General features: G+C 58.6%; 22 protein-coding genes. 15 read left to right on the top strand and 7 right to left on the bottom strand.

The features are described from left to right. Positions 1-11: 11 nt before the first annotated feature. From CKW31_RS19870 to CKW31_RS19860, 3 genes are read left to right on the top strand one after another with little or no spacing between them, the layout of a single operon-like run. The gene (locus CKW31_RS19870; RefSeq protein ID WP_095098884.1) at positions 12-752 is read left to right on the top strand and encodes an SDR family oxidoreductase; all 741 of its coding nucleotides are present in this window, start codon (positions 12-14) and stop codon (positions 750-752) included. Further along, a complete protein-coding gene (locus CKW31_RS19865; RefSeq protein WP_095098881.1) occupies positions 749-1735 on the top strand; it encodes a lysylphosphatidylglycerol synthase transmembrane domain-containing protein in 987 nt (328 codons plus the stop codon). Before CKW31_RS19870 ends, CKW31_RS19865 begins: the two co-directional genes overlap by 4 nt. A 15-nt stretch (positions 1736-1750) precedes the next feature. Beyond that, a complete protein-coding gene (locus CKW31_RS19860; protein ID WP_095098878.1) occupies positions 1751-3184 on the top strand; it encodes a DUF2723 domain-containing protein in 1434 nt (477 codons plus the stop codon). A 150-nt stretch (positions 3185-3334) separates the two neighbouring features. Here CKW31_RS19860 and CKW31_RS19855 read toward each other — a convergent pair whose 3' ends face one another. Continuing rightward, positions 3335-5161 carry a glycoside hydrolase family 15 protein gene (locus CKW31_RS19855; protein WP_095098875.1) on the bottom strand — a complete coding sequence of 609 codons (1827 nt, stop codon included), beginning with the start codon at positions 5159-5161 and terminating at the stop codon, positions 3335-3337. Then, positions 5154-5954 (bottom strand): glucose 1-dehydrogenase, encoded by an 801-nt coding sequence (locus CKW31_RS19850; protein ID WP_095098872.1) that lies wholly within the window; start codon positions 5952-5954, stop codon positions 5154-5156. Before CKW31_RS19850 ends, CKW31_RS19855 begins: the two co-directional genes overlap by 8 nt. Before the next feature lie 964 nt (positions 5955-6918). On the opposite strand from CKW31_RS19850, the gene CKW31_RS19840 reads away from it, so the two are divergent. Continuing rightward, entirely contained in the window at positions 6919-7845 is a 927-nt protein-coding gene (locus CKW31_RS19840; protein WP_095098869.1) for a LysR substrate-binding domain-containing protein, read from the top strand. Positions 7846-7854: 9 nt separating this feature from the next. On the opposite strand, the gene pstB is transcribed toward CKW31_RS19840, so the two are convergent. The 4 genes from pstB to pstS all read right to left on the bottom strand — a co-directional run bounded on the left by pstB (position 7855) and on the right by pstS (position 11606). Continuing rightward, entirely contained in the window at positions 7855-8634 is a 780-nt protein-coding gene (gene pstB / locus CKW31_RS19835) for a phosphate ABC transporter ATP-binding protein PstB (RefSeq protein ID WP_087263883.1), read from the bottom strand. Next, positions 8634-9518, bottom strand: a complete 885-nt coding sequence (pstA, locus tag CKW31_RS19830; protein ID WP_095098866.1) for a phosphate ABC transporter permease PstA — start codon at positions 9516-9518, stop codon at positions 8634-8636. The genes pstB and pstA overlap by 1 nt, the downstream gene beginning before the upstream one ends. Further along, complete coding sequence (gene pstC, locus CKW31_RS19825) at positions 9515-10510, bottom strand: phosphate ABC transporter permease subunit PstC (RefSeq protein WP_095098864.1); 996 nt, start codon at positions 10508-10510, stop codon at positions 9515-9517. Before pstC ends, pstA begins: the two co-directional genes overlap by 4 nt. 70 nt (positions 10511-10580) lie before the next feature. Continuing rightward, the gene (gene pstS, locus CKW31_RS19820; RefSeq protein ID WP_095098862.1) at positions 10581-11606 is read right to left on the bottom strand and encodes a phosphate ABC transporter substrate-binding protein PstS; all 1026 of its coding nucleotides are present in this window, start codon (positions 11604-11606) and stop codon (positions 10581-10583) included. Positions 11607-11948: 342 nt separating this feature from the next. On the opposite strand from pstS, the gene CKW31_RS19815 reads away from it, so the two are divergent. The 10 genes from CKW31_RS19815 (at position 11949) to CKW31_RS19770 (ending at position 19709) form a co-directional block, all read left to right on the top strand. Next, positions 11949-12251: a hypothetical protein gene (locus tag CKW31_RS19815; RefSeq protein WP_095098859.1), complete on the top strand. Its 303-nt coding sequence runs from the start codon at positions 11949-11951 to the stop codon at positions 12249-12251. A gap of 390 nt (positions 12252-12641) precedes the next feature. Further along, positions 12642-13142 (top strand): ureidoglycolate lyase, encoded by a 501-nt coding sequence (locus CKW31_RS19810; protein ID WP_095098857.1) that lies wholly within the window; start codon positions 12642-12644, stop codon positions 13140-13142. Positions 13143-13147: 5 nt separating this feature from the next. Beyond that, on the top strand, positions 13148-14044 hold the full coding sequence (locus tag CKW31_RS19805) for an allantoinase PuuE (protein WP_095098854.1): 897 nt from the start codon (positions 13148-13150) through the stop codon (positions 14042-14044). An 82-nt stretch (positions 14045-14126) separates the two neighbouring features. Beyond that, positions 14127-14993: an ABC transporter substrate-binding protein gene (locus tag CKW31_RS19800; protein ID WP_095099247.1), complete on the top strand. Its 867-nt coding sequence runs from the start codon at positions 14127-14129 to the stop codon at positions 14991-14993. Between the two features lie 23 nt (positions 14994-15016). Continuing rightward, positions 15017-15688, top strand: a complete 672-nt coding sequence (locus CKW31_RS19795) for an amino acid ABC transporter permease (protein ID WP_087263870.1) — start codon at positions 15017-15019, stop codon at positions 15686-15688. A gap of 7 nt (positions 15689-15695) precedes the next feature. Then, a complete protein-coding gene (locus tag CKW31_RS19790) occupies positions 15696-16367 on the top strand; it encodes an amino acid ABC transporter permease (protein WP_087263868.1) in 672 nt (223 codons plus the stop codon). Between the two features lie 34 nt (positions 16368-16401). Further along, positions 16402-17379, top strand: coding sequence for an NAD(P)-dependent oxidoreductase (locus CKW31_RS19785; protein ID WP_095098851.1), 978 nt, complete (start codon positions 16402-16404; stop codon positions 17377-17379). 15 nt (positions 17380-17394) lie between these two features. Continuing rightward, positions 17395-18168: an SDR family NAD(P)-dependent oxidoreductase gene (locus CKW31_RS19780; protein ID WP_087263864.1), complete on the top strand. Its 774-nt coding sequence runs from the start codon at positions 17395-17397 to the stop codon at positions 18166-18168. Positions 18169-18187: 19 nt separating this feature from the next. Further along, complete coding sequence (locus tag CKW31_RS19775; RefSeq protein ID WP_095098849.1) at positions 18188-18955, top strand: amino acid ABC transporter ATP-binding protein; 768 nt, start codon at positions 18188-18190, stop codon at positions 18953-18955. Positions 18956-19007: 52 nt separating this feature from the next. Continuing rightward, entirely contained in the window at positions 19008-19709 is a 702-nt protein-coding gene (locus tag CKW31_RS19770) for a GntR family transcriptional regulator (protein WP_095098847.1), read from the top strand. A gap of 207 nt (positions 19710-19916) precedes the next feature. On the opposite strand, the gene CKW31_RS19765 is transcribed toward CKW31_RS19770, so the two are convergent. Beyond that, positions 19917-21596 (bottom strand): VRR-NUC domain-containing protein, encoded by a 1680-nt coding sequence (locus CKW31_RS19765; protein WP_095099243.1) that lies wholly within the window; start codon positions 21594-21596, stop codon positions 19917-19919. A gap of 157 nt (positions 21597-21753) precedes the next feature. Here CKW31_RS19765 and CKW31_RS19760 point away from each other — a divergent pair, with 157 nt between their 5' ends. Then, positions 21754-22278 carry a nucleoside 2-deoxyribosyltransferase gene (locus CKW31_RS19760; protein ID WP_095098844.1) on the top strand — a complete coding sequence of 175 codons (525 nt, stop codon included), beginning with the start codon at positions 21754-21756 and terminating at the stop codon, positions 22276-22278. The last annotated feature ends 179 nt before the right edge of the window (positions 22279-22457 follow it).

The following is a 22457-nucleotide window of genomic DNA, read 5'->3' as shown; positions in this document are numbered from 1 at the left end:
CGAGGCCTCTTATGAAACGAGTGTTGATCATCGGCGCTACCTCGGCCATCGCCACCGCCTGCGCACGACTGTGGGCCAGTGAAGGCAGCGAGTTCTTTCTGGTGGCACGTAACGGCGACAAGCTGGAGCAGACCGCCGCCGACCTCAAGGGCCGTGGCGCGAGAGCGATAAACCTGCACGAGATGGACGCGACGGATATCGCGGCCCATCCAGGCATGCTGCACAGTTGTTTGCTGGCGCTGGGACAAATCGATGTCGCACTGATCGCCCATGGCACCCTGCCCGATCAAAAGGTCTGCGAGCAGGATGTGAGTGTCGCGTTGCAGGAGTTCGCCAATAACGGCACTTCGGTGATAGCCCTGCTGACCTTACTGGCCAATCAGTTCGAAACCCAGCGATGCGGCAGTCTGGCCGTCATCTCGTCAGTCGCAGGTGATCGCGGTCGACCTTCCAATTATCTGTACGGTTCGGCCAAGGCGGCCGTGTCCACGTTCAGCGAAGGTTTGCAGGCGCGTCTGTTCAAGGTCGGCGTGCATGTATTGACGATCAAGCCGGGATTTGTCGACACGCCCATGACCCAGGGCCTGTCGCTGCCCGCCGCACTCCTGGCGCAGCCGCAACAGGTGGCGGAGCGCATCGTCGCCGGCATCGCCCGCAAGGCACCGACCCTTTACACGCCAGGCTTTTGGGCGCTGATCATGCTGGTCATCCGCTCGATCCCGCAGCCGTTATTCAAGAGGCTGAACCTATGAACGAAGCGCTGTTGCTCTCGGGCTGGCGTTATCGCGCGGTGGTGCTTTCGGTGGTGTTTTCCGCGCTGGGTTACCTGGGATTTTCTCTGTGGGGCGGCTGGGAAGCGGTCAGCAAAGCGGTGGGCGAAGTGGGTTTGATCGGCATTGCCATCGCGCTGCTGATGTCCGCCGCCAACTATGGCCTGCGCTTTTTACGCTGGCAGACCTACCTGAACGTACTTGGGCATCCTGTGCCCTGGCGGCCCAGCCTGAAGATTTATCTGGCAGGCTTCGCCCTGACCACTACGCCAGGCAAGGCCGGTGAAGCGCTGCGCGGGGTGTTGCTCAAGCGTTGGGGTGTGCCCTGGCCGCAAAGCTTCGCGGCGTTTTTCAGCGAGCGGTTGTCGGACCTGTTTGCAGTGGTCCTCCTGACCTTGTTTGGCCTGTCGCTGTACCCGGATTCGCGCCCCATGATCATCGTTGGAATGGCATTGGTGGGTATCGGTTTGCTGGTGCTTTCCCAGCGTCGTCTGCTGGAGAGAATCGCCGCCGCGATACCTGAAGGAGGCGGAAAACTGCTCGGTCTTGGTCGCCATTTGCTAAACGTGTTGCTGGCGGCGCAGCACTGCCATCGATTGAGTCTGCTACTGGTCGTCACCTCCCTCAGCGTCGTGGCCTGGAGCGCTGAAGCGCTGGCGTTTCACTGGATCCTCAACTGGATGGGCGCCGACATCGAACTGACCTTCGCGGTGTTCGTCTATGCGCTGGCCATGCTCGCCGGGGCGATCAGCTTCATGCCGGGCGGGTTGGGCGGTGCCGAGGCGGTGATGGTCGGCCTGCTGGTCTGGAAAGGCATGTCCAGCGCCGACGCAATTGCCGCCACCGTGCTGATTCGCCTCGCAACACTGTGGTTTGCCGTGGCCATCGGCGCCGTGATGCTGCTGCAGCTAAAGTCTGGCGACGCGCAGGAACGGACCTCAATCGAGCAATCAACCCCGAATTAGCACAGGAGCAACGCGATGGTTCAGGGCAGTCACCGTCAGTCTTCAAATGCAGTTGCGTTGTTATTGCTCTTTGGGGCCATAGCTGCCAGTTTTCTGGCCTCAAGCGGTCCGATCCAGTGGATGGACAATGGCGTATTTCTCGCCGAGGCTTCTCAGGGGCATTACTTCAGTCAGTCTCTCGGTCCGCTGGATCATCCGCTCTATCAGTTCATCAATACCCTGGTGTTCGACCTGTTCGGGCCTCACGTTCTGAGCCTTCTCAACTCCATTCTTCTGTTGCCGCTGGCATGGATCATCTACTCGCTGGCGGTAACTGTCGGCGCCAGTAAGCGTCAGGCGCTGTTGGCCACCACGGCAACCATTCTGGCTCACGGGGTGTTCTGGGTATCGACCAAGGCTGAGGTTTACATTCTCAATTCGCTGTTCGTGTTGCTCGCCTACCAGGTTCATCTGGACCAGAAATCGCGCTTTGGCGATCTGGGTAAATTGCTGATCATCGGTCTGCTGACCGGTCTCGGCGCGGCTATCCATCAGCTGACGTTCGTGGTGCTGCTGCCGCTTTACTTGCAGTTGCTCTATCAGCACAAGCTGCGCACCGTGGTGACCATTCCGGGTTTTGTTCTAGGCTTTTCAGTGGCGTTTCCCGGCATCATCCACGACCTGCAATCGGGCATGAGCCTGTGGGACATTGCCCACCGCTACCTGACGGGTTCTTCAGTCCGTGCGCAAACGCCCAACTGGGAAGGCAGTCTGTTCCGCTTCGATGACATGTGGCACGAAAAGAACTCGGTGTTCATTCTGCTGTTATCCCTGATAGGCCCACAGTTGCTGGGGCTGATTCTGTTCCCCAGGGACAACCGATTGCGTTTGCTGTGGTGTGCAGCAGCGCTGAATTTTGTATTCGCCGTGTCTTACAACGTCACCGATCGCTTCACGTTTTTTCTGCCTGGCGTAGCGCTACTGTGCATCCTTGGCGTGATGAGCCTGAGCCGACTGCTGTCGACCAATTGCAGTCGTCAGCCGCTGCTGGACCTGTCAGTGCTCAGCTCGCCGTTCACTATTTTGCTGGTTTACTCGCTGTATGCGACGGGCGTTATTCGCTTGCCGGTGCACAGTGAATCGCTGCCGTTTCGTGACGACATCCATTACTTCATGGCACCTTATCTGCCGGATCGTTCGGCTGAACAGTTCGTCCGCGTGTATGAGCAAACCGCCCCTCCCGGTGCACTGATCATCGCTGACTGGACACCCTTGGGCGCCCTTCGCTCGGCTCAGGCCAGCGGCGCATTGCAAGGACGTACGCTGGAAATGTGCGAAGAAGTGAACGACATCAAAGTGTTTCTTGCAGGCCAAGGTGCATTCCTGACCCGGATGAGCTACTGCGCAATGATCGGCGAGCGCTTCGTGCTGGAGAATGCGCTGGTGGGGTATGCGTTGCAGAGTCGGTGAATATATTAAGCTGGAATGCAATTTTTCATGTGGGAGCGGTGCTTGCCCGCGATAAGGCTGGATGCGGTTCACGTGAAAATTGCGGTGCTCCCATCGCGGGCAAGCACCGCTCCCACAGGGGAAAGCATTCCATTTTCTGGATCGCGACCATCAAGGCTGCCAAAGCGTCTTGGCGCCATCGAGCTTACGGTCAAGGAAGCTCGCCGCGCTGATCAAGGCCAGGTGACTCAAAGCCTGTGGCGTGTTGCCCAAGTGGTGCCCATGGCTGTCGAACTCTTCGGCGTAAAGCCCCACAGGGTTGGCGTAGCGCAGCAGTTGTTCGAACTCCAGATGCGCCTGTTCAACACGCCCGGCACGGGCCAGGCATTCGACGTACCAGAATGAACAGGCGGTAAACGCTCCCTCCTCACCCGCCAACCCGTCGTGATGGTCATCATCGTTGCGGTAGCGATAAACCATGCCATCGCGTACCAACGTGGCTTCGATGGCGTCCAGCGTGGCCAGCCAGCGCGGATCGCTGGCACCGACGAACCGCACCAATGGCATCAGCAACATAGATGCATCAAGGTTGCGGCTGCCTTTGTGCTGCACGAAGTGACCGAGGTCAGCGTTCCAGAAGTTATTCCAGATGTCATCGTGGATGGCTTGACGCTCCTTGTCCCAGCGGTCGAAAGGCGCAGGCAAGGAACGCTTGAAAGCCAGACGCAAAGCGCGATCCAGTGCAACCCAGCACATCAAGCGGGAATGCAGAAAGTGCTGGTCGTCACCGCGCATTTCCCAGATACCGACGTCTTTGTCACGCCAATGCTCGCAGACGTAATCCACCTGCCGGGTCGCGTGTTTCCAGCCTTCGTAAGAAATCGCTTCGCCATATTTGTTGGCCAGATACACGGCATCCATCAGCTCGCCGTAGATATCCAGCTGAGTCTGTTTGTACGCCTCGTTGCCGATGCGCACCGGCAACGCGCCGCCGTAGCCGGTGAAATGCTCAAGGTGCTCTTCAGGCAACTCTTCACGACCGTCGAGGCTGTACAGGATGCCAAGCTTGTTCGACTCTTCGACACAATCCCCCAGACGCCCGCGCACCCAGCGCATGAAGTCGTTGGCTTCATCGGTGTGGCCCAGCCGCATAAAGGCGTAAACCGTGAAGGAGGCATCACGAATCCAGCTGTAACGATAATCCCAGTTGCGCTCGCCGCCCGGTGTTTCCGGCAGGCCATACGTCGCAGCAGCAACAATGCCGCCGTGCTTGCGCGAGGTCAGCAGTTTGAGGGCCAGCGCCGAGCGGTTGACCATCTCCTGCCAGCGGCCGCGGTACGACGACTGATTGCTCCAGCGCCGCCAAAACGCCAGGGTGTCAGTGAAATATTGCTGGCATTGCCCGGCGCTGACCTGGGGATCGTCGACACCGCCAAGAATAAACTCCACGAACTCGCCCTTCTTCAGAGTGAACTCGGCAGTGGCTGCCTGCTCGTTGACCTGCATCGGCACGTTCGCTGACAGGCGCATGCCCGGCTGACCCGAGGCCTCGAAACAGACATCCTTGCCGTCCAGCTTCGCAACCGTCTCAGCGCGGCTGTAATCCAGTCGTACACGGCACTGCATACGAATAGTCGCCGCACCGTAGCGCAACTCGACCCGACGCACGACACGCGGCAGGTCATCAACGTTGTCGCCGATCGGCATCAGATCGGTGACTTCCACCACCGCGTCTTCATCGATCCAGCGGGTCTGCAACACGTTGGTGTCCGGCAAGTAAAGCTGCTGACGACGGGCATTGGGCAGATCCGGAGCCAGTTTGAAGATACCGGCTTTGTTGGTGTCCAGCAGCGCACTGAAAATCGACGGGCTGTCGAAGTCCGGCCAGCAACAGAAGTCGATGCTACCGGTATCGGCCACCAATGCGGCACTGCGCATGTCACCGATAATGCCGTGGTTCTCAATTGCGTTTTGCGGTTCTTCCGGGAAGTCAGCCATTGTCTCGAAACTCCGGATACAGGCTCATGCCGCCATCGATAAACAAGGTGGTGCCATGCACGTAATCGGACAAGTCCGACGCCAGCCACACCACTGCATTCGCCACGTCTTCGGCTTCTCCAACCCGGCCATAAGGAATGAGTTTCAGGAGCTTGGCTTCCTTGTCGCCCGCCATGGCGTCTTCGTTGATGGCGGTGCGAATCGCGCCAGGTGCGATGCTGTTGACCCGGATCCGTTGCTCGCCCACTTCCTGAGCAATGCTGCGCATCAGCAGATCGACTCCACCTTTGGAAGCCGCGTAATTGGCGTGGCCTGCCCACGGAATCAGTTGGTGCACTGAGCTCATGTGAATGATCTTGCCCATGGCGCGGGACACGTCGGGGCGCATGCCTTGTTTGATGAACTGTCGCAGCGCGGCGCGAGCGCAGAGAAATTGACCGGTAAGGTTGACGTCGATGACTTTGTTCCAGTCTGCGAGGGTCATGTCGACGATCGATGCGTCTTTTTGCAATCCGGAATTGGCCAGCAATATGTCGAGGTGGCCGAAGTGTTCAATGGTCTTGGCGAACAGGCGTTCGACGTCGTCTTCTTTCGAAACATCAGCGCCGATGGCAATTGCACGGCCACCGGCGGCGATGATTTGTTCGGCAAGTTTTTCAGCGGGTTCGGCCTGGGAGTTGTAGTTGACGACCACCGCCGCCCCTGCCGCTGCCAACGCCTTGGCAGCCCCCGCGCCCAGGCCGGAACTGGCCCCGGTGACCAATGCGACTTGGTGTTCCAGTGAGATATGCATGGATTCGAGCCCTCTTGATCAGCATGTAAAGCTGACCGGTGGGGCTTCGTTGAAGTTCAGTGCGGGAATGGGTGTGGAGTTGTAATGGGCTGTTTCGGTGTGATGGTGTACATATCCGTTATCGCGGTTATGGCTGCTATTGGTTGCGCTCTTACAGCGCGTCACTTTTGAGGCCCAAAAGTAACCAAAAGGCCTTTACCCCACCACTCGGCACCTCGCTGTCGCTCGGTGTACCCGCCCGCAAATCCTGAACCGTGGGCCGCCGCAATGGGCCATCCATGGCCCGGTGCGGCTAACCCGGCATCCTTGCCGGGTTACCCACGCTTCAGAATCTGCGTTCGGCCAGCGTGGTTTAACGGGGCGCCTAAGATCAAAATCAACAGCGCGGCGGCCTGACAGCCGACCTGTTTGTGTGGATTGCCGGGCACCTGTAGGAGCTGCCGAAGGCTGCGATGCGGTGTGTCAGATGTCGAATGCGTTGGTTGTGCTGACGTCTCGCGAACAAGTTCGCTCCTACCGGTCCGAGGTGAATCCGCTGCTTTTGATCTGCTTTTGATCTGCTTTAGATTTTGATCTTAAGCGCCCCGTTAAACCACGTCGGCCGGAATTCGATATTGCTGTGTGGGGTAAACCGGCAGGGATGCCGGTTTAGCCGCCTCAGGCCATGGATGGCCGGTGGCGGCGGCCCCACGCAGCAATGTCGGATTACGGGTATGCCGAGCGACAGCGAGGCACCCAGTGGTGGGGCAAGAGCGTTTTGCTTACTTTTGCGCTTTCAAAAGTGAGGCGCTGTAAAAGCGCAACCAATATCAGCAGCAACCGAAATAACGGATATACACACCAACCCCGGTATCGACACCAAACCCAAACCCAAACCCAAACCCAACACGCAGCTTGAGCGTTACAGCCTGTAGCTGTTAGCTTGACCCCACAAAGCTAAAAGCCCTCCCGGATCGCCAGCCCAATGAATCGAAACGAACTGCGCAAGGCCGACATCAACCTGATGGTGGTTTTCGAAACCTTGATGCAAGAGCGCAACGTCACGCGCGCTGCTGAAAAGCTGTTTCTCGGCCAACCCACCATCAGCGCCGCCCTCAACCGGCTAAGGGCACTGTTCAATGATCCGCTGTTCATTCGCGTTGGCCATCGCATGGAACCCACGGCCAGAGCACAGGAGATCATCCATCACCTGTCCCCCGCGCTGGACGCCATGTCCGTCGCCCTGAGCCTGACCCGCGAGTTCGACCCGGCAAGCAGCGACATGACCTTCCGAATCGGCCTTTCGGATGACGTCGAATACAGCCTCATGCCCGCCTTGTTACGCGCGATTCGTGAAGAAGCACCCGGCGTGGTCCTCGTCATCAAACAGGTCAACTACTGGAATATCTCGGAATTGCTCATGTCCGGCGAAGTCACCGTAGGTGTATGCCTGACGCGAGAGCTGCCCGCCAATGCCAAACGCAAACTGCTGCGTTCGATACAGCCGATGGTGGTGCGAGCCGACAAATCGGCTACGCCCATGACGCTGGACGAGTACTGCTCACGCCCGCATGTGGTGGTGTCGCATGTGGCGAATATCAGCAGCTTCGCGGATGAATGGCTGGATGCTATTGGACGCAAGCGGCATGCCGTGCTGTCCGTTCCGCAGTACAGCACATTGCCCGCGCTGATGGCGGGCACTGATTTGCTGTGCAATCTGCCGGACCACCTGACTCAGGCAATGATTAATACCGGCAGGCTGTATGGCGAACCCCTGCCCTTCATCACGCCCAATCTGGAGCTGTCCATGACCTGGTTGAGCGTCATGGACACCGACCCGGCTGAGCGCTGGCTGCGCAGTCGACTGGAAGAATTCATGGGAGACCGCGACAGGGTCTCCCCGATTCTCTGAGAAGGGAAATCAGCCGAAACGGCCAGTGATGTAGTCTTCGGTCTGGCTTTTCGACGGCTTGGTGAAGATGGTGTCAGTGTCGCCGTGTTCGATCAGTTCGCCCATGAACATGAACGCGGTGTAGTCCGAGCAACGGGCCGCCTGCTGCATGTTGTGAGTCACGATGATCACCGTGAACTGCTCTTTGAGTTCAGTGATCAGTTGCTCGATACGGCCAGTGGAAATCGGATCGAGGGCTGAAGTCGGTTCATCGAGCAACAACACTTGCGGACGCAGCGCGATGGTGCGGGCAATGCACAGACGCTGCTGCTGACCACCGGACAAACCGGTGGCGCTCTTGTTGAGCTTGTCTTTGACTTCGTCCCACAACGCTGCGCCACGCAGGGCCTCTTCCACGCGATCTTCCATTTCACGACGTGACAACTTTTCGTGGTGTTTGATGGCGTAGGAGATGTTGTCGAAGATCGACATCGGGAACGGCACCGGCTTCTGGAACACCATGCCTACGTGGCTGCGCAGGCGGTTCATCGAGTAGCCCGGCGCCAGGATGTTCTCGCCGTTGAGCAGCACTTCACCTTTCGCTTCCTGCTTCGGGTACATCGCGTAGATACGGTTGAACACGCGCAGCAGTGTCGACTTGCCGCAACCCGAAGGACCGATGATCGCGGTGATGCGTTTTTCCGGGATGATCATGTCGATGGATTTCAGCGACTTCTGTTCGTTGTAGAAAAACTCCAGACCACGAACTTGAATCTTGGTTTTTTCATTGGCAAGGGAAAGGTTATTCATCAAGACGCCCTATTGCGCAAAAGAATTAAGCGGGAAGCGAGGCTGAGGACCAGCACGAACATCGTCATGACCAGAGCGCCAGCCCAGGCCAGAGAGTGCCAATCGTCGAATGGGCTCATGGCGTACTGGAACACCACGACCGGTACGCTGGCCATCGGCTTGAGCAGATCGCTGCTCCAGAACTGATTGCCGAATGCGGTGAACAACAGCGGCGCGGTTTCACCGGTGATACGGGCCAGCGCCAGCAGAACGCCTGTGACCACACCCGCCTTGGCGGCACGCAGTACGATCTGCAGGGTCAGCTTCCATTGCGGCACACCCAGGGCCAGCGCGGCTTCGCGCATGGTTGAAGGTTGTAGTTGAAGCATTTCATCGGTGGTGCGCACCACCACGGGGATCACCAGCAGCGCCAGCGCCAGCGCACCGGCAATTGCCGAGAAGCCCACCTTGTGATCGGTCCACTCATTGAGCGGCAGGATCACCGCGGTGTAGACAAACAGGCCGAGAACGATCGAAGGGGCGGACAACAGAATGTCGTTGACGAAGCGCACCGCGTTGCCGAGTTTCGAGTAGCGGGCGAACTCCGCCAGCCACACGCCAGCCATCAGGCCGATCGGCGTACCGATCAACAGACCGATGCCGGACATCAGCACGCTGCCGTAAAAGGCGTTGGCCAGACCGCCTTCAACACCCGGCGGCGGGGTCATGCCGCTGAACAGGCGCAGGTTCAATGCATCCACGCCATTGATGATGGTGGTCAGCAGAATCCACACCAGCCACAACAGGCCGAACGCCGTCGCGGCACAACTGAGGACCATTGCAGCCTTGTTCTTGAGATCGCGAACCCGGTACAGGCTCTCGTTGCCAGTCACATCCTTACTCATAACCCCTCCTTGCGGGACAGACGCGACAGCATGATGCGAGCCAGGGCCAGCACGATGAAGGTCACTACGAACAGCAGGAAGCCCAGGGCAATCAGCGACGAGCGATGCAGGTCGGTGTATGCCTCGTTGAACTCGTTGGCGATTACCGAAGCAATCGAACTGCTTGGCATCATCAGCGACGCCGAGAACTGGTGGGAGTTGCCCAACACGAAGGTCACCGCCATGGTTTCACCCAGTGCGCGGCCCAGCCCGAGGAAGATGCCGCCGACTACTGCGGAGCGGGTGTAAGGCAGAACGATGTCCCAGACCACTTCCCAGGTCGTGCCGCCCAGGGCGTATGCAGACTCTTTAAGCGTGGTCGGTACGCTTTTGAATACTTCGACCATCACGGAGGTAATGAATGGCGTGATCATGATCGCCAGCACGATGCCGGCGGTGAGCATGCCGATACCCAACGGTGGACCCTGAAACATGGGGCCGATAAAGGGCAGTTCGCCCAGGTTTTCATTGATCCACGGTGCGATATGTTCAGCCATGTAAGGACCGAACACGAACAGGCCCCACATGCCGTAGATGATCGAAGGAATACCCGCCAGCAGTTCGATAGCCGAAGAGATCGGCAGACGCAACCAGGGCGGCGCTACTTCAGTCAGGAAAATCGCAATGCCGAAGCTCACCGGAACGGCGATCAGCAAAGCCAGAAAAGAGGTCACCAACGTACCGTAGATCGGTACCAGTGCACCAAACTTGCCATCAACCACGTTCCACTCGGTGCTGGTCAGAAAGCCAAAACCGAACGTCTGGAATGCAAGGCTTCCGCCCCACAAGGTCGAAAGAGCGATACAGCCGAGCAACGCCAGAACGAGCATTGCCGCACCGCACATAGTGCGCTTGAACCAGCGGTCGTGACGTTGATCGCGAGCCGCTCGGCGTTCACCCTCGGTTACGGACGCAGGGATCGCAGCGGACAAATATTGGGTGTTTTCAGTCATCTTGGGTCCACTCGCAAAGAAACCCTGTCATCGCTTCACGATGACAGGGGTGAGCCGGAGAAACGTCGAATTACTTGGTGAACTCGGTTTTCCAGTAGTCTTCAACCTTGCTGACCAGTGCTTTTGGCAGGGCTACGTAAGACAGGCCTTCGGCTTGTTTCTGACCGTTTTCCAGGGACCATTTGAAGAAGTCGAACGCAGCAGCGCTTTGCTCAGGGTTCTTGGCCTTCTTGTACATGATGATCCAGGTCGTTGCGGTGATCGGCCATGCGGCCTCGCCCGGAGCGTTGGTCATGATCAGGTTGAAGTCCTTGACGCTGCCCCAATCGGCAGTGTCAGCCGCAGCCGCGAATGCTTTGGCGTCAGGCTTGATGTACTTGCCGGCAGCGTTTTTCAGCTGGGTGTAAGACAGTTTGTTGGTCTCGGCGTAAGAGTGCTCAACGTAGCCGATCGAACCTTTGATCTGCTTCACGTAGGCGGAAACACCTTCGCTACCCTTGCCGCCTACACCGGCCGGCCATTGCACGGTCGAACCGAACTTCAGCTTCTCGTTCCACTCCGGGCTGACTTTGCTCAGGTAGTTGGTGAAGTTGTAAGAAGTACCCGAACCGTCCGAACGGTGAACCACGGTGATGGCCTGGTCTTTCAGTTTGTCTTTCAACTCAGGGTTCAAGGCAACGATGGCAGGATCGTTCCACTTCTTGATTTCACCCATGAAAATCTTGGCCAGCGTCGGGCCGTCCAGCTTCAGTTGACCAGGTTCGATGCCTTCAACGTTGATGATTGGCACGATGCCGCCGATCACGCTCGGGAATTGACCCAAACCGCCTTTTTCCAGGTCTTCGGCAGACAGAGGAGCATCGGATGCGCCGAAGTCAACGGTCGCGGCCTTGATTTGAGCGATACCGCCACCGGAACCGATCGACTGGTAGTTGATACGGTTGTCGGCAGACTTGCTGTAGTCCTGCGACCACGCAGAGATAACCGGGAAGACGAAACTCGAACCAGCGCCTGTTACGTCTACCGCATGAGCCATGCCACTCAGGCACATCGAAGCGAGCAGAACCGACAAGCGTTTTTTAGTCAGCAGAATCACGGCGATACCTCAACAAGGGAAATTTTGTGGCCCGTCCATGGGAAGGCCCGATGCGGATTTAAACCCTCAAATGTTTCGGTTTCATGACAATCAGTCGAGTTGTGTCCTCCAAAGACCTTTTATGTAGGTTTTGGCTTACAACGAAACCCCTGAGAAAGGCGTTTTCGCGCAATAAAATCAAGGGTTCAAGGGTTTTCAAGGCATGCCTACCCCGCTACTAGCTCTACGCCACTATTCTTACAACTGAAGAGCGATACGCCATTGGTCGGGGCCTTCGGCACCTATTTCACTACCCCATGCACCAATGCAAGTAACCCCCTAACAACAATGGAGACGCATCTCATGAACAAGTCCAGATTGACGGCGCTGGCGCTGGCCAGCCTTATGACAGTGGCGACCGGCGCGGCCATGGCTGGCTCCACCGGCCCGACCAACCCTGTGGATGGCTCGGCCAAGACCCCGCCTCCTGTCCTGAAGAAAAACACCGACGGCAGTTCATCAGGTGCTGAAGGCACAAGCCCTGGCACCAAAGGCATGGATCCCGAACCGCAGAAAGGCGGCGCAGAAGGCGGCGGAATGAAGAATGATCAAGGCATGGGCGGCAGTGGTGGTGGTGGCGAAGGTGGGTCGAGCGGCAGTAAGTGACCTGACTTGCGCGAATTTCTGTTTCGGCATAACCCCCATGCCTGAATTGAAATGCCTTTTCTGTAGGAGCGCACGAGCACCGCGAGGCCGCGATGGCGGTGCGTCAGGCATACCGTTATCGCGGCCTCGCGGTGCTCGTGCGCTCCTACAGGTCCGTGGTTGCTCCAGCAGCATGGCCCATGACTCAAAGCGGCGCACTGCCTGCACTTGCTGGTGCACCTCCCCCTGAAAAACTTCACCATCGCCCTTCTTAAAATCCGACTAAACCCATTTCAATCAGTTAGTTAGCTCAACCTCAGGTACCTTGGCATCAATACTGCTTTATCGAGATACAAGTGGGATACCACCTGTATCCAGATATAAACGCTCGTTGATCAAGGCTTCCAGCTCATGAGTTCTCCGACAGCCTGCCCGGCGCAGGTGGTGTTAAAGCCCCTCACCGAAGAAGCGTTCGCGCCGTTTGGAAATGTTGTCCAGCTGGGTGACGGACCGCGTCGTCAACATGTCACCGGCGCTGTTGAACGCACCGAACATGCCAGTGAGCCACAGTTATGGATCGCCACCGTGCAACAGGCGGTGACCTTGCCGCTGACACTGAAGGCACTGGAGCGTCACCCTTTCTCGGCTCAGACGTTCATTCCCCTCAATGCCTGTCCTTATCTGGTGGTGGTTTGCCACGCCGACGACAGTGGCCTGCCCGATCTGCACACCTTGCAGGCATTCCGCGCCTGCGGCGATCAGGGCGTGACCTATAAGCGCAACGTCTGGCACCACGGTCTTTCGGTGCTCGAGGCCCGTGCCCAGTTCGTGGTGTCCATGGCCTTTACCGGCGAACAGAACGACGACGTCTTCACCCCGCTGCAAACGGCCATCGAACTGCTGGAGGCTTGACCCGGATGACACAACACACCCGTGATTTCATTGGCTATGGCGCCAACCCGCCGCATCCGAACTGGCCAGGCAGAGCGCGGATTGCGCTGAACTTCGTGATCAATTACGAGGAAGGTTCAGAGCCTTCCATAGACGACGGTGACGGGTTTACCGAATCGGGCCTGACCGAAGGCGGAGCCGGCTCGTTCGAGGGTCGTGATCTGGCCGCCGAATCAATGTTCGAATACGGCAGCCGGGTGGGTTTCTGGCGTCTGTCCCGCCTGCTCGCGGAACGCGGCATGCCCGCCACAGTTTATGGCTGTGCATTGGCGCTGGAGCGTAACCCCGAGGTGGCTCAGGCCATCCGCGATCTCAACTACGACGTCTGCGCCCATGGCTGGAAGTGGGAACGCCATCAACTCCTGAGCGAAACCGAAGAGCGCGAACGCATCCGGCGCACAGTGCAAAGCATCACTGAAACCACCGGCGAGCGTCCGTATGGCTGGTATTGCCGTTATGGCGCCGGGCTCAATACCCGACGTTTGCTGATGGAAGAAGGCGGCTTTCTGTATGACAGCGACGCCTATAACGACGAACTGCCCTACTGGCACCGCGCTGACTCAAAAACCCACCTGATCCTGCCTTATAGCCTGGCAAACAACGACGCCAAGTTCATTCGCGGCGGCATGAGCACGGGGCAGCAGTTTTTCGAATACCTGCGCGACAGCTTCGACATGCTCTACGCCGAAGGCCTGACCGCGCCGAAGATGATGTCGGTGGGCTTGCATACGCGAGTGGTCGGCCATCCGGGGCGCGCCGCCGGACTGGCACGCTTTCTCGACTATGTGCAACGGCACGATCGGGTCTGGGTCTGCCGCAGGCTCGACCTCGCACGACACTGGTACGCCGAACACGGCGCCTGACCTGACACATTGACCTCCAAGCCTTTACCTCCAGGCCTTTACCCCAGGCTCTAACCTTCAAAGACAGGACGACCCCGTGGCCATGAATCGAGTATTTCGCAAGGCGCTGTTGATCTGCACGTCCAGCCTGTTGCTGGCATCCGCTGGATTGCATGCAGAAGAATCCGAACACCCGCAAGACAAACCGCTGATCGTAGGCAGCGACTTTGGCGTGGCACCGTGGATCATGCGCGGAACGAACGGACCGGAAGGTTTCGGCGTCGATCTGGTCAGCGAGATCTCCAAACGCCTGAAGCGTCCGGGTGTCGAGATCGTGGATATCAACTTCTCGGGGCTGTTCGCCGGGCTGTTTTCCAAGCGTATCGAGTTCACCGTCAACCCGACCACCATCACCGCTGAGCGCTCGGAGCGGATGTTGTTCTCGCAACCGATCATGTCCACCGGCAACGGCTTCATGGTTAAAGCGGCCAACGACATGAAGGGCTTCGATGACCTCAAAGGCAAGGATGTGGCGGTCAATCGCGGCACCATGTCCGACACATGGGCCACCGCGAACGCCGAGAAGTATGGCTTCAACGTGCAGCGCTACGACACCTTCCCCGACACCGTACAGGCGTTGATGACCAACCGCGCATTCACGGCCATCAACGAAGTGCCGACCACTGTCTACGCCGCCAGCAAGAACAAAGCGATCAAGGTGGCGTTCAAGGACCTCAGCTCGCCCCGCAACTTCGGCTACGCCTTCCGCCTCGACAACGAGGAGTACCGCAATAAGGTCGACGACGTCATCAAGTGCATGAAGATGGACGGCACCATGGCCCGCCTGCACGAGAAATGGTACGGCGCCAAACCTGAAGACGGCTCCGCGGTGACCACTGTCTATCCAGGCTACGGCGCTCCGGGCTTCAAAGGCTACGTGGCGACGTCCCCGGCACCGGTATGCAATTGAAGCAGGCTAAAGGCGAAGCTTGAATGGACGCGTTGATCGAAAACTTCTTCAATCTGCCGGTCATGGTTGGTGCCCTGCCCGCCATGCTGCCGGGGTTCGGGCTGACCGTGCTGGTATCGTTGCTGGTAATTGTCTTCGGCCTGACCAGCGGACTGGCCCTGGCGATTCTGCGCTCGTTGCAACTGCGCGGGGTCAACGGCCTGATCACCTTCTACGTCGATGTGTTCCGCACCTTGCCGCAGTTGGTGATCATCATCTTCCTGTACTTCGGCATGCCATACATGGGCGTGACGCTGTCGCCACTGGTGACCACGGTGCTCGCGCTGGGCGCTGTGCTGTCGGCGTTTGCCTGCGAGATCTTTGTCTCTTGCATGCAAGCGCTACCTAAAGGCCAGACCGACGCCGCACAGGCGTTGGGTTTCGGCCGGTTGCGCACATTGTTCATGATCGTGTTGCCACAGGCGATTCGCATGGCCGTTCCGCTGCTGACCAACCGGGCGATCTCCATCAGCAAAGGCACCGCGCTGGGCACGGCTGTGTCACTGCCGGAAACCCTGGGTCAGGCCCAGAGTTACATGTCCATCGTGGCCAATCCGTCACCGCTGACGCTGGCAGCCGGGTTCTATCTGCTGTTGTTCATCCCGCTGGTGATCCTGAGCCGCTGGCTCGAACACTCCAGCCACAAAGGTCGCTGATATCGCCATGGATATGTTTCTCGAGAACTTCGCCAACCTCGACTCGCTGCTGATGATCTATCCGCTGCTGCTTCAGGGGCTGAAACTGACCTTTCTGTTGAGCATCGTCACCCTGCCCCTGGCGCTTCTTGCCGGTCTGCTGCTGGCGATTCTCTACAGCTTCGATATTCGGCCTCTGCGCGGAGCCGTGCTGGTCTATATCGACATTTGTCGCTCGTTTCCCGTGGTGGTGCTGCTGGTGCTGATCTACTTCGGTCTGCCTTCCGTGGGCTGGCAGATCAGTGGGTTCAACGCCGCGGTGCTGGCCATGGTGCTCAACCACTCCGGCTATTTCGGCGAGATCTTTCGTACCGGGGTCAAATCGATCCCCAACGGTCAATACGAAGCGGCACGGGCCTTGGGTTTTCGCCCGCTCCGGCTGGCGGTGATGATCGTTCTGCCTCAGGCGATCCGTAATGTGTTCGCGCCCCTGGCGGGCAACTCTCTGGAACTGGTGAAGACCACATCCATCGCCGCAATGGTGGCGCTGCCCGAACTGCTGCGCTCGGCGCGAGTGGCTCAGGAACAGACTTACAACCCCACGCCCTTGATGGCCGCAGCGCTGATCTTCTTTGTGCTGCTCTGGCCATTTGCCCGCTGGGTCGCTCGTCTGGAACGGCGGATGCTGGTCACTCGCTAAGTACGTCCGCCCCTCACTATTTTCAGGAGCAGTCATGTCGACTCTCATCACTGGTGGCAGTGGTTTTATTGGTCTGGCACTGGCCGAACAGCTGTTGCGCAACGGACAAACCGTGGTGCTCTTCGATCGCCAGCCAGCACCGTCGGCGCTGCTGGACGCGCTGCCCGAAGGGGCCGTGGAGCAGGTCACGGGCGATATTCGCGATAAGGCTTTGTTAAAAAGCGTCATGGCTCGGCATGCGGTTGATCGTGTGGTTCACGCCGCCGCGATCACCCCGGACCTGCAACGCGAGACCCGCGATGCCAGCACCGTGCTGGACGTCAACATCAACGGCACCGTCGCGCTGGTCCAGGCCTGCACAGAGCAACCGTCAGTGCGCCGGGTGCTGCTGCTCAGTTCGGTGGCGGTTTATGGCTTCACACCGCCACCTGGCCCGCTGTACCGCGAGGATCAGGCCTGGCCGCAGCCCACCGGCCTGTATGGCATCAGCAAACTGGCCTCTGAACACATCTCCCTGCGCATGGCCGAGCTGCATGACCTGGATCTTTGCGTCGCGCGGCTGGGACCGGTTTTTGGCCCTTGGGAATACGCAACCGGGGTTCGTGACATGTTGAGCCCCCACACCCAGACCCTTGAAGCAGCCCTGGACAACCAGTCGGCCTGCCTGCCACACAGCTTGCAGGCCGACTGGATTTACTCCCGTGACGCCGCTGACGCTCTGGCGCGGCTGCTGACCAGCGCATCCCTCAAGCACAGGCTCTACAACGTCGGCGGCGAGGTTCAGACCGACCTGCCGCAATGGTGCGCGCACCTGAGCGAACGCTGGCCGACCTGGTCCGCGCGCCTCGCGCAGCGCCCGGAAGACGCCACCGTCCGGTATGGACTGCCCGGCACCCGTCCAGCGTTATCCACCGAGCGTCTGCGCCAGGACACCGACTGGTCTCCCGCTCATTCCCTGGCCGAGGCCGCAACCGACTACATCCGCTGGCGATCACAGATCACTGTCAGCTAACTGGAGAACTCCGGCATGGGCCGTCTTACTGATAAATCGATCCTCATCACCGGTGCCTCGTCCGGCATCGGCCGTGCCATCGCGCTGCGGTTTGCCGCCGAAGGCGCTCGCCTTCTGCTGGCTGACCTCAGCACCACAGTGCGCGAAGGCGGAACCCCGACCATTGACCTGTTGCGTGAGCAAGGTTGCGTCGCCGATCACGTCGACATGGACGTGTCCTCCGAGGCTGATGTTCAGCGGGCCGTCGATGCGCTGATTGAGCGTGACGGCAAAATCGATGTGCTGATTAATGACGCCGCCGTCAGCGTCGGCAAACCGCTCACCGAAACCAGCCTGGATGAATGGAACCGGGTCATCGGCGTCAACCTGACCGGCGTATTCCTGATGTCACGCAAAGTGGTCGAGGCGATGCTCAAACAGCCCGAGCGCGATGGCGTGCGCGGTCGTATCGTCAATATTTCTTCGCAACACGGCATGGTGGCCTGTCCACAAGATGTGGCTTATGGGACCTCCAAAGCCGGCGTGGTCTATATCACCCGGCAGATTGCAGTGGACTACGCCGCTCAGGGCATCATTTGCAACGGCGTGGCACCGGGGAAAATCCTCACCGGCAAGACCGGCCGGGCCATCGCTCCTGAAATGCTCGCGTACTCACAATCGCGCACTGCCCTGCCGCGTCTAGGTCGCCCCGACGACGTGGCCAATGCCGCGCTTTTCCTCGCCAGTGAAGAAGCGACCTTCATCACCGGTGAGAACCTATTGGTCGATGGCGGCTGGATGGCTGGCTGACCGCAGAGGATTAACTTCAATGAACACCGCAACGAATACAGCAATGAAAAGCCCGGAACCCATGATTCAGCTGATCGGCGTCAACAAGTGGTACGGCGAATTCCAGGTACTCAGGAACATCGATTTCCATGTCAATCCAGGGGAACGCATCGTGGTTTGCGGTCCGTCCGGCTCTGGCAAATCGACCATGATCCGCTGCATCAATCAACTGGAAGCACACCAGAAAGGCCGCATCGTGGTCGATGGCCACGATCTGAACGCCAAGACCAAAAATGTGCATCAGGTGCGTCAGGAAATCGGCATGGTGTTTCAGCAGTTCAACCTGTTCCCGCACCTGACGGTATTGCAGAACCTGATGATTGCCCCGGTGCAGATCCGCAAACTGCCCAAGGCCGAAGCCGAAGAGCGCGCCCGGCATTATCTGGAGCGCGTACACATCGCTCATCGGGCCGACCACTACCCGTCGCAGCTTTCCGGCGGCCAGCAACAGCGGGTGGCGATTGCCCGGGCGCTGTGCATGAAACCCCGGGTCATGCTATTCGATGAGCCGACCTCCTCCCTCGATCCGGAAATGATCAAGGAGGTGCTGGATGTCATGGTCGATCTCGCCAAAGAAGGCATGACCATGGTCTGCGTCACCCATGAGATGGGCTTTGCGCGCACCGTGGCTGATCGCGTGGTATTCATGGACGCCGGAGAAATCGTCGAGCAAAGTGCGCCGGAGCAATTCTTCAGCGCGCCGCAAACCGAGCGCGCGCGGCTGTTTCTCGGCAATATATTGCACTGAACGCACCTCGACGAGCAGTGATCGCGAACCCTATGCAAAAGCAGGAAGCACCATGAACGATCTTGACGCTTCATTGACCGACGAAGGCAGCAGTCGGCGCCCCAGCGGCACCAGCCGCCGCCCGGCCGAGAGCGTGACCCGGCAAACCTATCAGGCGTTGTTCGATCTGATTGCCAGTCGGCATCTGGAACCGGGCGATCTGATCGAAGAACGCAAGCTCGCCGAGCGCTTTGAAGTCTCCCGCACTCCCATGCGCGCCGCGATCAGCCGACTGCTGGGCGAAGGTGTTCTGCAACTGCTGCCCAATGGCCTGCTGGTGGTTCGCGAAGTGGACATCACTGAGTATCTGGAACTGCTCTCGATCCGGCTGATGCTGGAAAGCGAAGCAGCGGCGCTGGCAGCCACGAATATTCCCCTGGCGCCGCTGGAAGAGATTGAAAGACGCTTGCAGGAGGTTGTCGCCCGGCCTTCACGGGAGAATGAAGGCTTGTACCTGGATGACGACATCCATGTGCTGATTCTTGCCCATTGCGGCAATCAGTCCCTGAGCCACTTCATCCGGGAAATCCACAAACGCATCCGCATGCGCAACCTGACCCGCATACCCGAGCGCTTCCTGCCGGCCTGTCACGAGCACCTGGCGCTGGTGGCGGCACTCAAGGCTCGTGACCCGGAAAAAGCCCGGCAATGCATGCTCGCTCACCTGAACAGTGCGCGGGACAGTTTTCTGGAGTCGGTGGGTATCAAGCGTTGATGGCGTGGCACGACATTGAGCACGTCGCCAAGCAAACACAGGATCTGTAGGAGCTCACGAGCACCGCGAGGCAGCGATGGCGTCCTGCCTGATACACCGCCATCGCGGCCTCGCGGTGCTCGTGCGCTCCTACAGAAAAGTATTCCATCAGATAGTTGTAGTTTGTTTGATGAGAGCCATCTTTGTTGGCGAGGCATAGCGTCAGGCTCACGATCTCGCGAACAAGTTCGCTCCTACCGGAATAGCATGCTCCTCCCACTGCACATAACACACCACCACTGGCATATCGTGTTCGGCGCAGAAGTCCAGCCAGCGCAGCTGGTTATCCTGCAGGCGGTCGCCGGGACCTTTGACTTCGATCATTCGATAACGCTGTTGCTCCGGGTAGAACTGAATCAAATCCGGCATACCGGTGCGGTTGGCCTTGATATCCAGCAGCAGACGTCTGAACCAGTGCCGAAGGTGATCGACCGGTAAACAGTGCAGCGCTTGCTCAAGCAGCTCGGGGGTTAATGTGCCCCAGAACACGAACGGCGATTGCAGACCGTATTTGCTCTGGTAGTGCTCACGGATGGTGTCCTGCCAGATACCGGAATCCAGCTGCGCGAGACATGTATCGAACAGCTCCGCGCGGCGAGAATAGAAATCCGGACTGTGCAAATCGCTGGGCCCGCTGTGAAACGGATGGAAGAACGCACCCGGCAACGGCGCGAAAATCGCCGGCCAGCACAGCAAACCAAACAGTGAGTTGATCAGCGCATTCTCGACGTAGTACACCTCGCTGCCCTCTTCCGCCAGATGCAGCTGGATCATCTGTTCAACGCTCAAATCCGGTCGCAGCTCAACGCTCACATCCAGCCGCTCGACTTTACGTGTCACTCGGCGGACCTTATCGATAAGGCCAAGTTTGCGTTGCAGCCGCGGCAATACACGACGTGAATGCTGCAATTCAGCATCGCTTTGCGGCGCTGCCTGAACCTCTTCCAGCAACGTCAGGGCAGCCTGATAGTCCTCACATCGCTCCAAGACCCGAACACGTCGGGATCTGGCACCGGGATAGTCGCTGCGCTCGTACACACTCAACGCCAATGGCCAGTCCTGCTCGCGCTCGGCCTGTTGACCGATCTGGTACAGCGTCTTGCTGCGCCGCATTTCCAGCCAGGGATTGACCGTATCGATTGCCAGCGCGCGCGTTGCCAGTGTTTCCAGTACCCCGCCCTCATCGAGCGCCTGGCGGCAGGCGTGCAGTTCAAGGCAGGTATCGATGTCCGCACGATCATTGATAGTTCGTGAGTCCAGCGAGAACTCAACCTTTTCATAGCGATACACGCCCAGATCAGCCAGGACGAACTCGGACCATTCCTGATAAAGATTGCCGAAGTACAACAACCGCAAGCGGTCACAGAGCGGCATGACCTTGAGGGCGAAAATCGTTTCGTCGAGCCCAGCATGCCAGCTGTCCAGGGTTTGTGTGGCCTGATGAAAGGGTTGCAGCAGCTCCAGCAGTTCGTGCTTTCGCTCGGTGCCTCGAATCCCATGGGCCTTGAAACAGGCGGCCAGTTCGGCCTTGCGCAACAGGATGAACAGCTGTTCCAGATTGAGCGCCGGGCGCGGATCAACCCAGCCGTGTACCAGCAACGGCTGCACCGCTTCCAGCGTGTCGCCCAGTTCCGGATAACTGAGCTTGCTGGCCCGAAACAGCTCTCCCTTGCGCATGACCATACGCACCAGCAAACCCTGAGCGGCTTGTGGCAGTTGTGCAAAGCATTCGATGAATTGCTGTTCTTCCGTATCAAGCAAATCCGCATAGCGTCGGGCAATCCAGCCCAACACCTGGCGGAAATTGTCGAGGTAGTAGAAAGGGTTTTCCAGGGGCGACGTATTCACGGCAACGCTACGCAACAAGACCAGACATGTGCGCAAGGATACTGTTTATCCGTACAGATTCCAGCGTTGAATCCATCGCCTGATAAATGGTCTGCGATAACGTAAGGCGTGAAGCGATAGAATCAACGCACGTTAACTGTCATGCCGGAGATCGATCATGCAGATTACTACCGCTCCACGGGTTTATCTGGCCGGGTTTGATGTGTTTCGCAAAGATGCCATAGAGCACGGCCAATATCTCAAGGCCTTGTGCACCGCCCACGGGCTTGAAGGACTTTACCCCTTCGATAACGAAGTCCCTGGCGGGCTCTCTGCTCAGGAAACCGCGCAACTGATCTGCTCGATGAATATCGCCATGATTCAGCGCAGTACAGCGGTGCTGGCCAACCTGAATGTGTTCCGCGGTCTTGAGCCGGATTCCGGGACAGCGTTTGAAGTCGGCATGGCCATCGCGCTGAACAAGCCGGTGTGGGTTTACTTTGATCCGGTGGAATCACTTCGGGACCTGGTGCCCCACGACCTGGATGGCTACGACGAGCACGGTTATCTGGTGGAGGACTTTGCCCTGCCCAGGAACCTGATGCTGGCGTGCACATGGGCGGGCTCCAGTTCGACAGTGGAACTGGCGGTTGAGGCGCTGTCGCTGTATCTGGCGCGGAATGCGCCGGGTCTCGGGAACTAAACGCGCTGTGATGGGGGGAGATTCCAGGTTTGCCCGCAAGCCGACGTGGGACCGGCTTTAGCAGGGAATGCGGCCTTTATGACGATAAAGATGTACTGAATGTACTGGCCTCTTCCCGGCTAAAGCCGGTCCCACGTCGTTATTCAGCTGCAGGCCAACCTGGAATCTCACACGATGAA

This window comes from Pseudomonas sp. Irchel 3A5 (assembly GCF_900187575.1).
Taxonomy (GTDB): Bacteria; Pseudomonadota; Gammaproteobacteria; order Pseudomonadales; family Pseudomonadaceae; genus Aquipseudomonas; species Aquipseudomonas folii.
This window is presented reverse-complemented; position numbering and strand designations above follow the sequence as displayed.

Coding starts and splice junctions, on each gene's coding strand:
- CKW31_RS19870 (WP_095098884.1), top strand. CDS start 12: ATGAAACGAGTGTTGATCATCGGCGCTACCTCGGCCATCGCCACCGCC.
- CKW31_RS19865 (WP_095098881.1), top strand. CDS start 749: ATGAACGAAGCGCTGTTGCTCTCGGGCTGGCGTTATCGCGCGGTGGTG.
- CKW31_RS19860 (WP_095098878.1), top strand. CDS start 1,751: ATGGTTCAGGGCAGTCACCGTCAGTCTTCAAATGCAGTTGCGTTGTTA.
- CKW31_RS19855 (WP_095098875.1), bottom strand. CDS start 5,161: ATGGCTGACTTCCCGGAAGAACCGCAAAACGCAATTGAGAACCACGGC.
- CKW31_RS19850 (WP_095098872.1), bottom strand. CDS start 5,954: ATGCATATCTCACTGGAACACCAAGTCGCATTGGTCACCGGGGCCAGT.
- CKW31_RS19840 (WP_095098869.1), top strand. CDS start 6,919: ATGAATCGAAACGAACTGCGCAAGGCCGACATCAACCTGATGGTGGTT.
- pstB (WP_087263883.1), bottom strand. CDS start 8,634: ATGAATAACCTTTCCCTTGCCAATGAAAAAACCAAGATTCAAGTTCGT.
- pstA (WP_095098866.1), bottom strand. CDS start 9,518: ATGAGTAAGGATGTGACTGGCAACGAGAGCCTGTACCGGGTTCGCGAT.
- pstC (WP_095098864.1), bottom strand. CDS start 10,510: ATGACTGAAAACACCCAATATTTGTCCGCTGCGATCCCTGCGTCCGTA.
- CKW31_RS19815 (WP_095098859.1), top strand. CDS start 11,949: ATGAACAAGTCCAGATTGACGGCGCTGGCGCTGGCCAGCCTTATGACA.
- CKW31_RS19810 (WP_095098857.1), top strand. CDS start 12,642: ATGAGTTCTCCGACAGCCTGCCCGGCGCAGGTGGTGTTAAAGCCCCTC.
- CKW31_RS19805 (WP_095098854.1), top strand. CDS start 13,148: ATGACACAACACACCCGTGATTTCATTGGCTATGGCGCCAACCCGCCG.
- CKW31_RS19800 (WP_095099247.1), top strand. CDS start 14,127: ATGAATCGAGTATTTCGCAAGGCGCTGTTGATCTGCACGTCCAGCCTG.
- CKW31_RS19795 (WP_087263870.1), top strand. CDS start 15,017: ATGGACGCGTTGATCGAAAACTTCTTCAATCTGCCGGTCATGGTTGGT.
- CKW31_RS19790 (WP_087263868.1), top strand. CDS start 15,696: ATGGATATGTTTCTCGAGAACTTCGCCAACCTCGACTCGCTGCTGATG.
- CKW31_RS19785 (WP_095098851.1), top strand. CDS start 16,402: ATGTCGACTCTCATCACTGGTGGCAGTGGTTTTATTGGTCTGGCACTG.
- CKW31_RS19780 (WP_087263864.1), top strand. CDS start 17,395: ATGGGCCGTCTTACTGATAAATCGATCCTCATCACCGGTGCCTCGTCC.
- CKW31_RS19775 (WP_095098849.1), top strand. CDS start 18,188: ATGAACACCGCAACGAATACAGCAATGAAAAGCCCGGAACCCATGATT.
- CKW31_RS19770 (WP_095098847.1), top strand. CDS start 19,008: ATGAACGATCTTGACGCTTCATTGACCGACGAAGGCAGCAGTCGGCGC.
- CKW31_RS19760 (WP_095098844.1), top strand. CDS start 21,754: ATGCAGATTACTACCGCTCCACGGGTTTATCTGGCCGGGTTTGATGTG.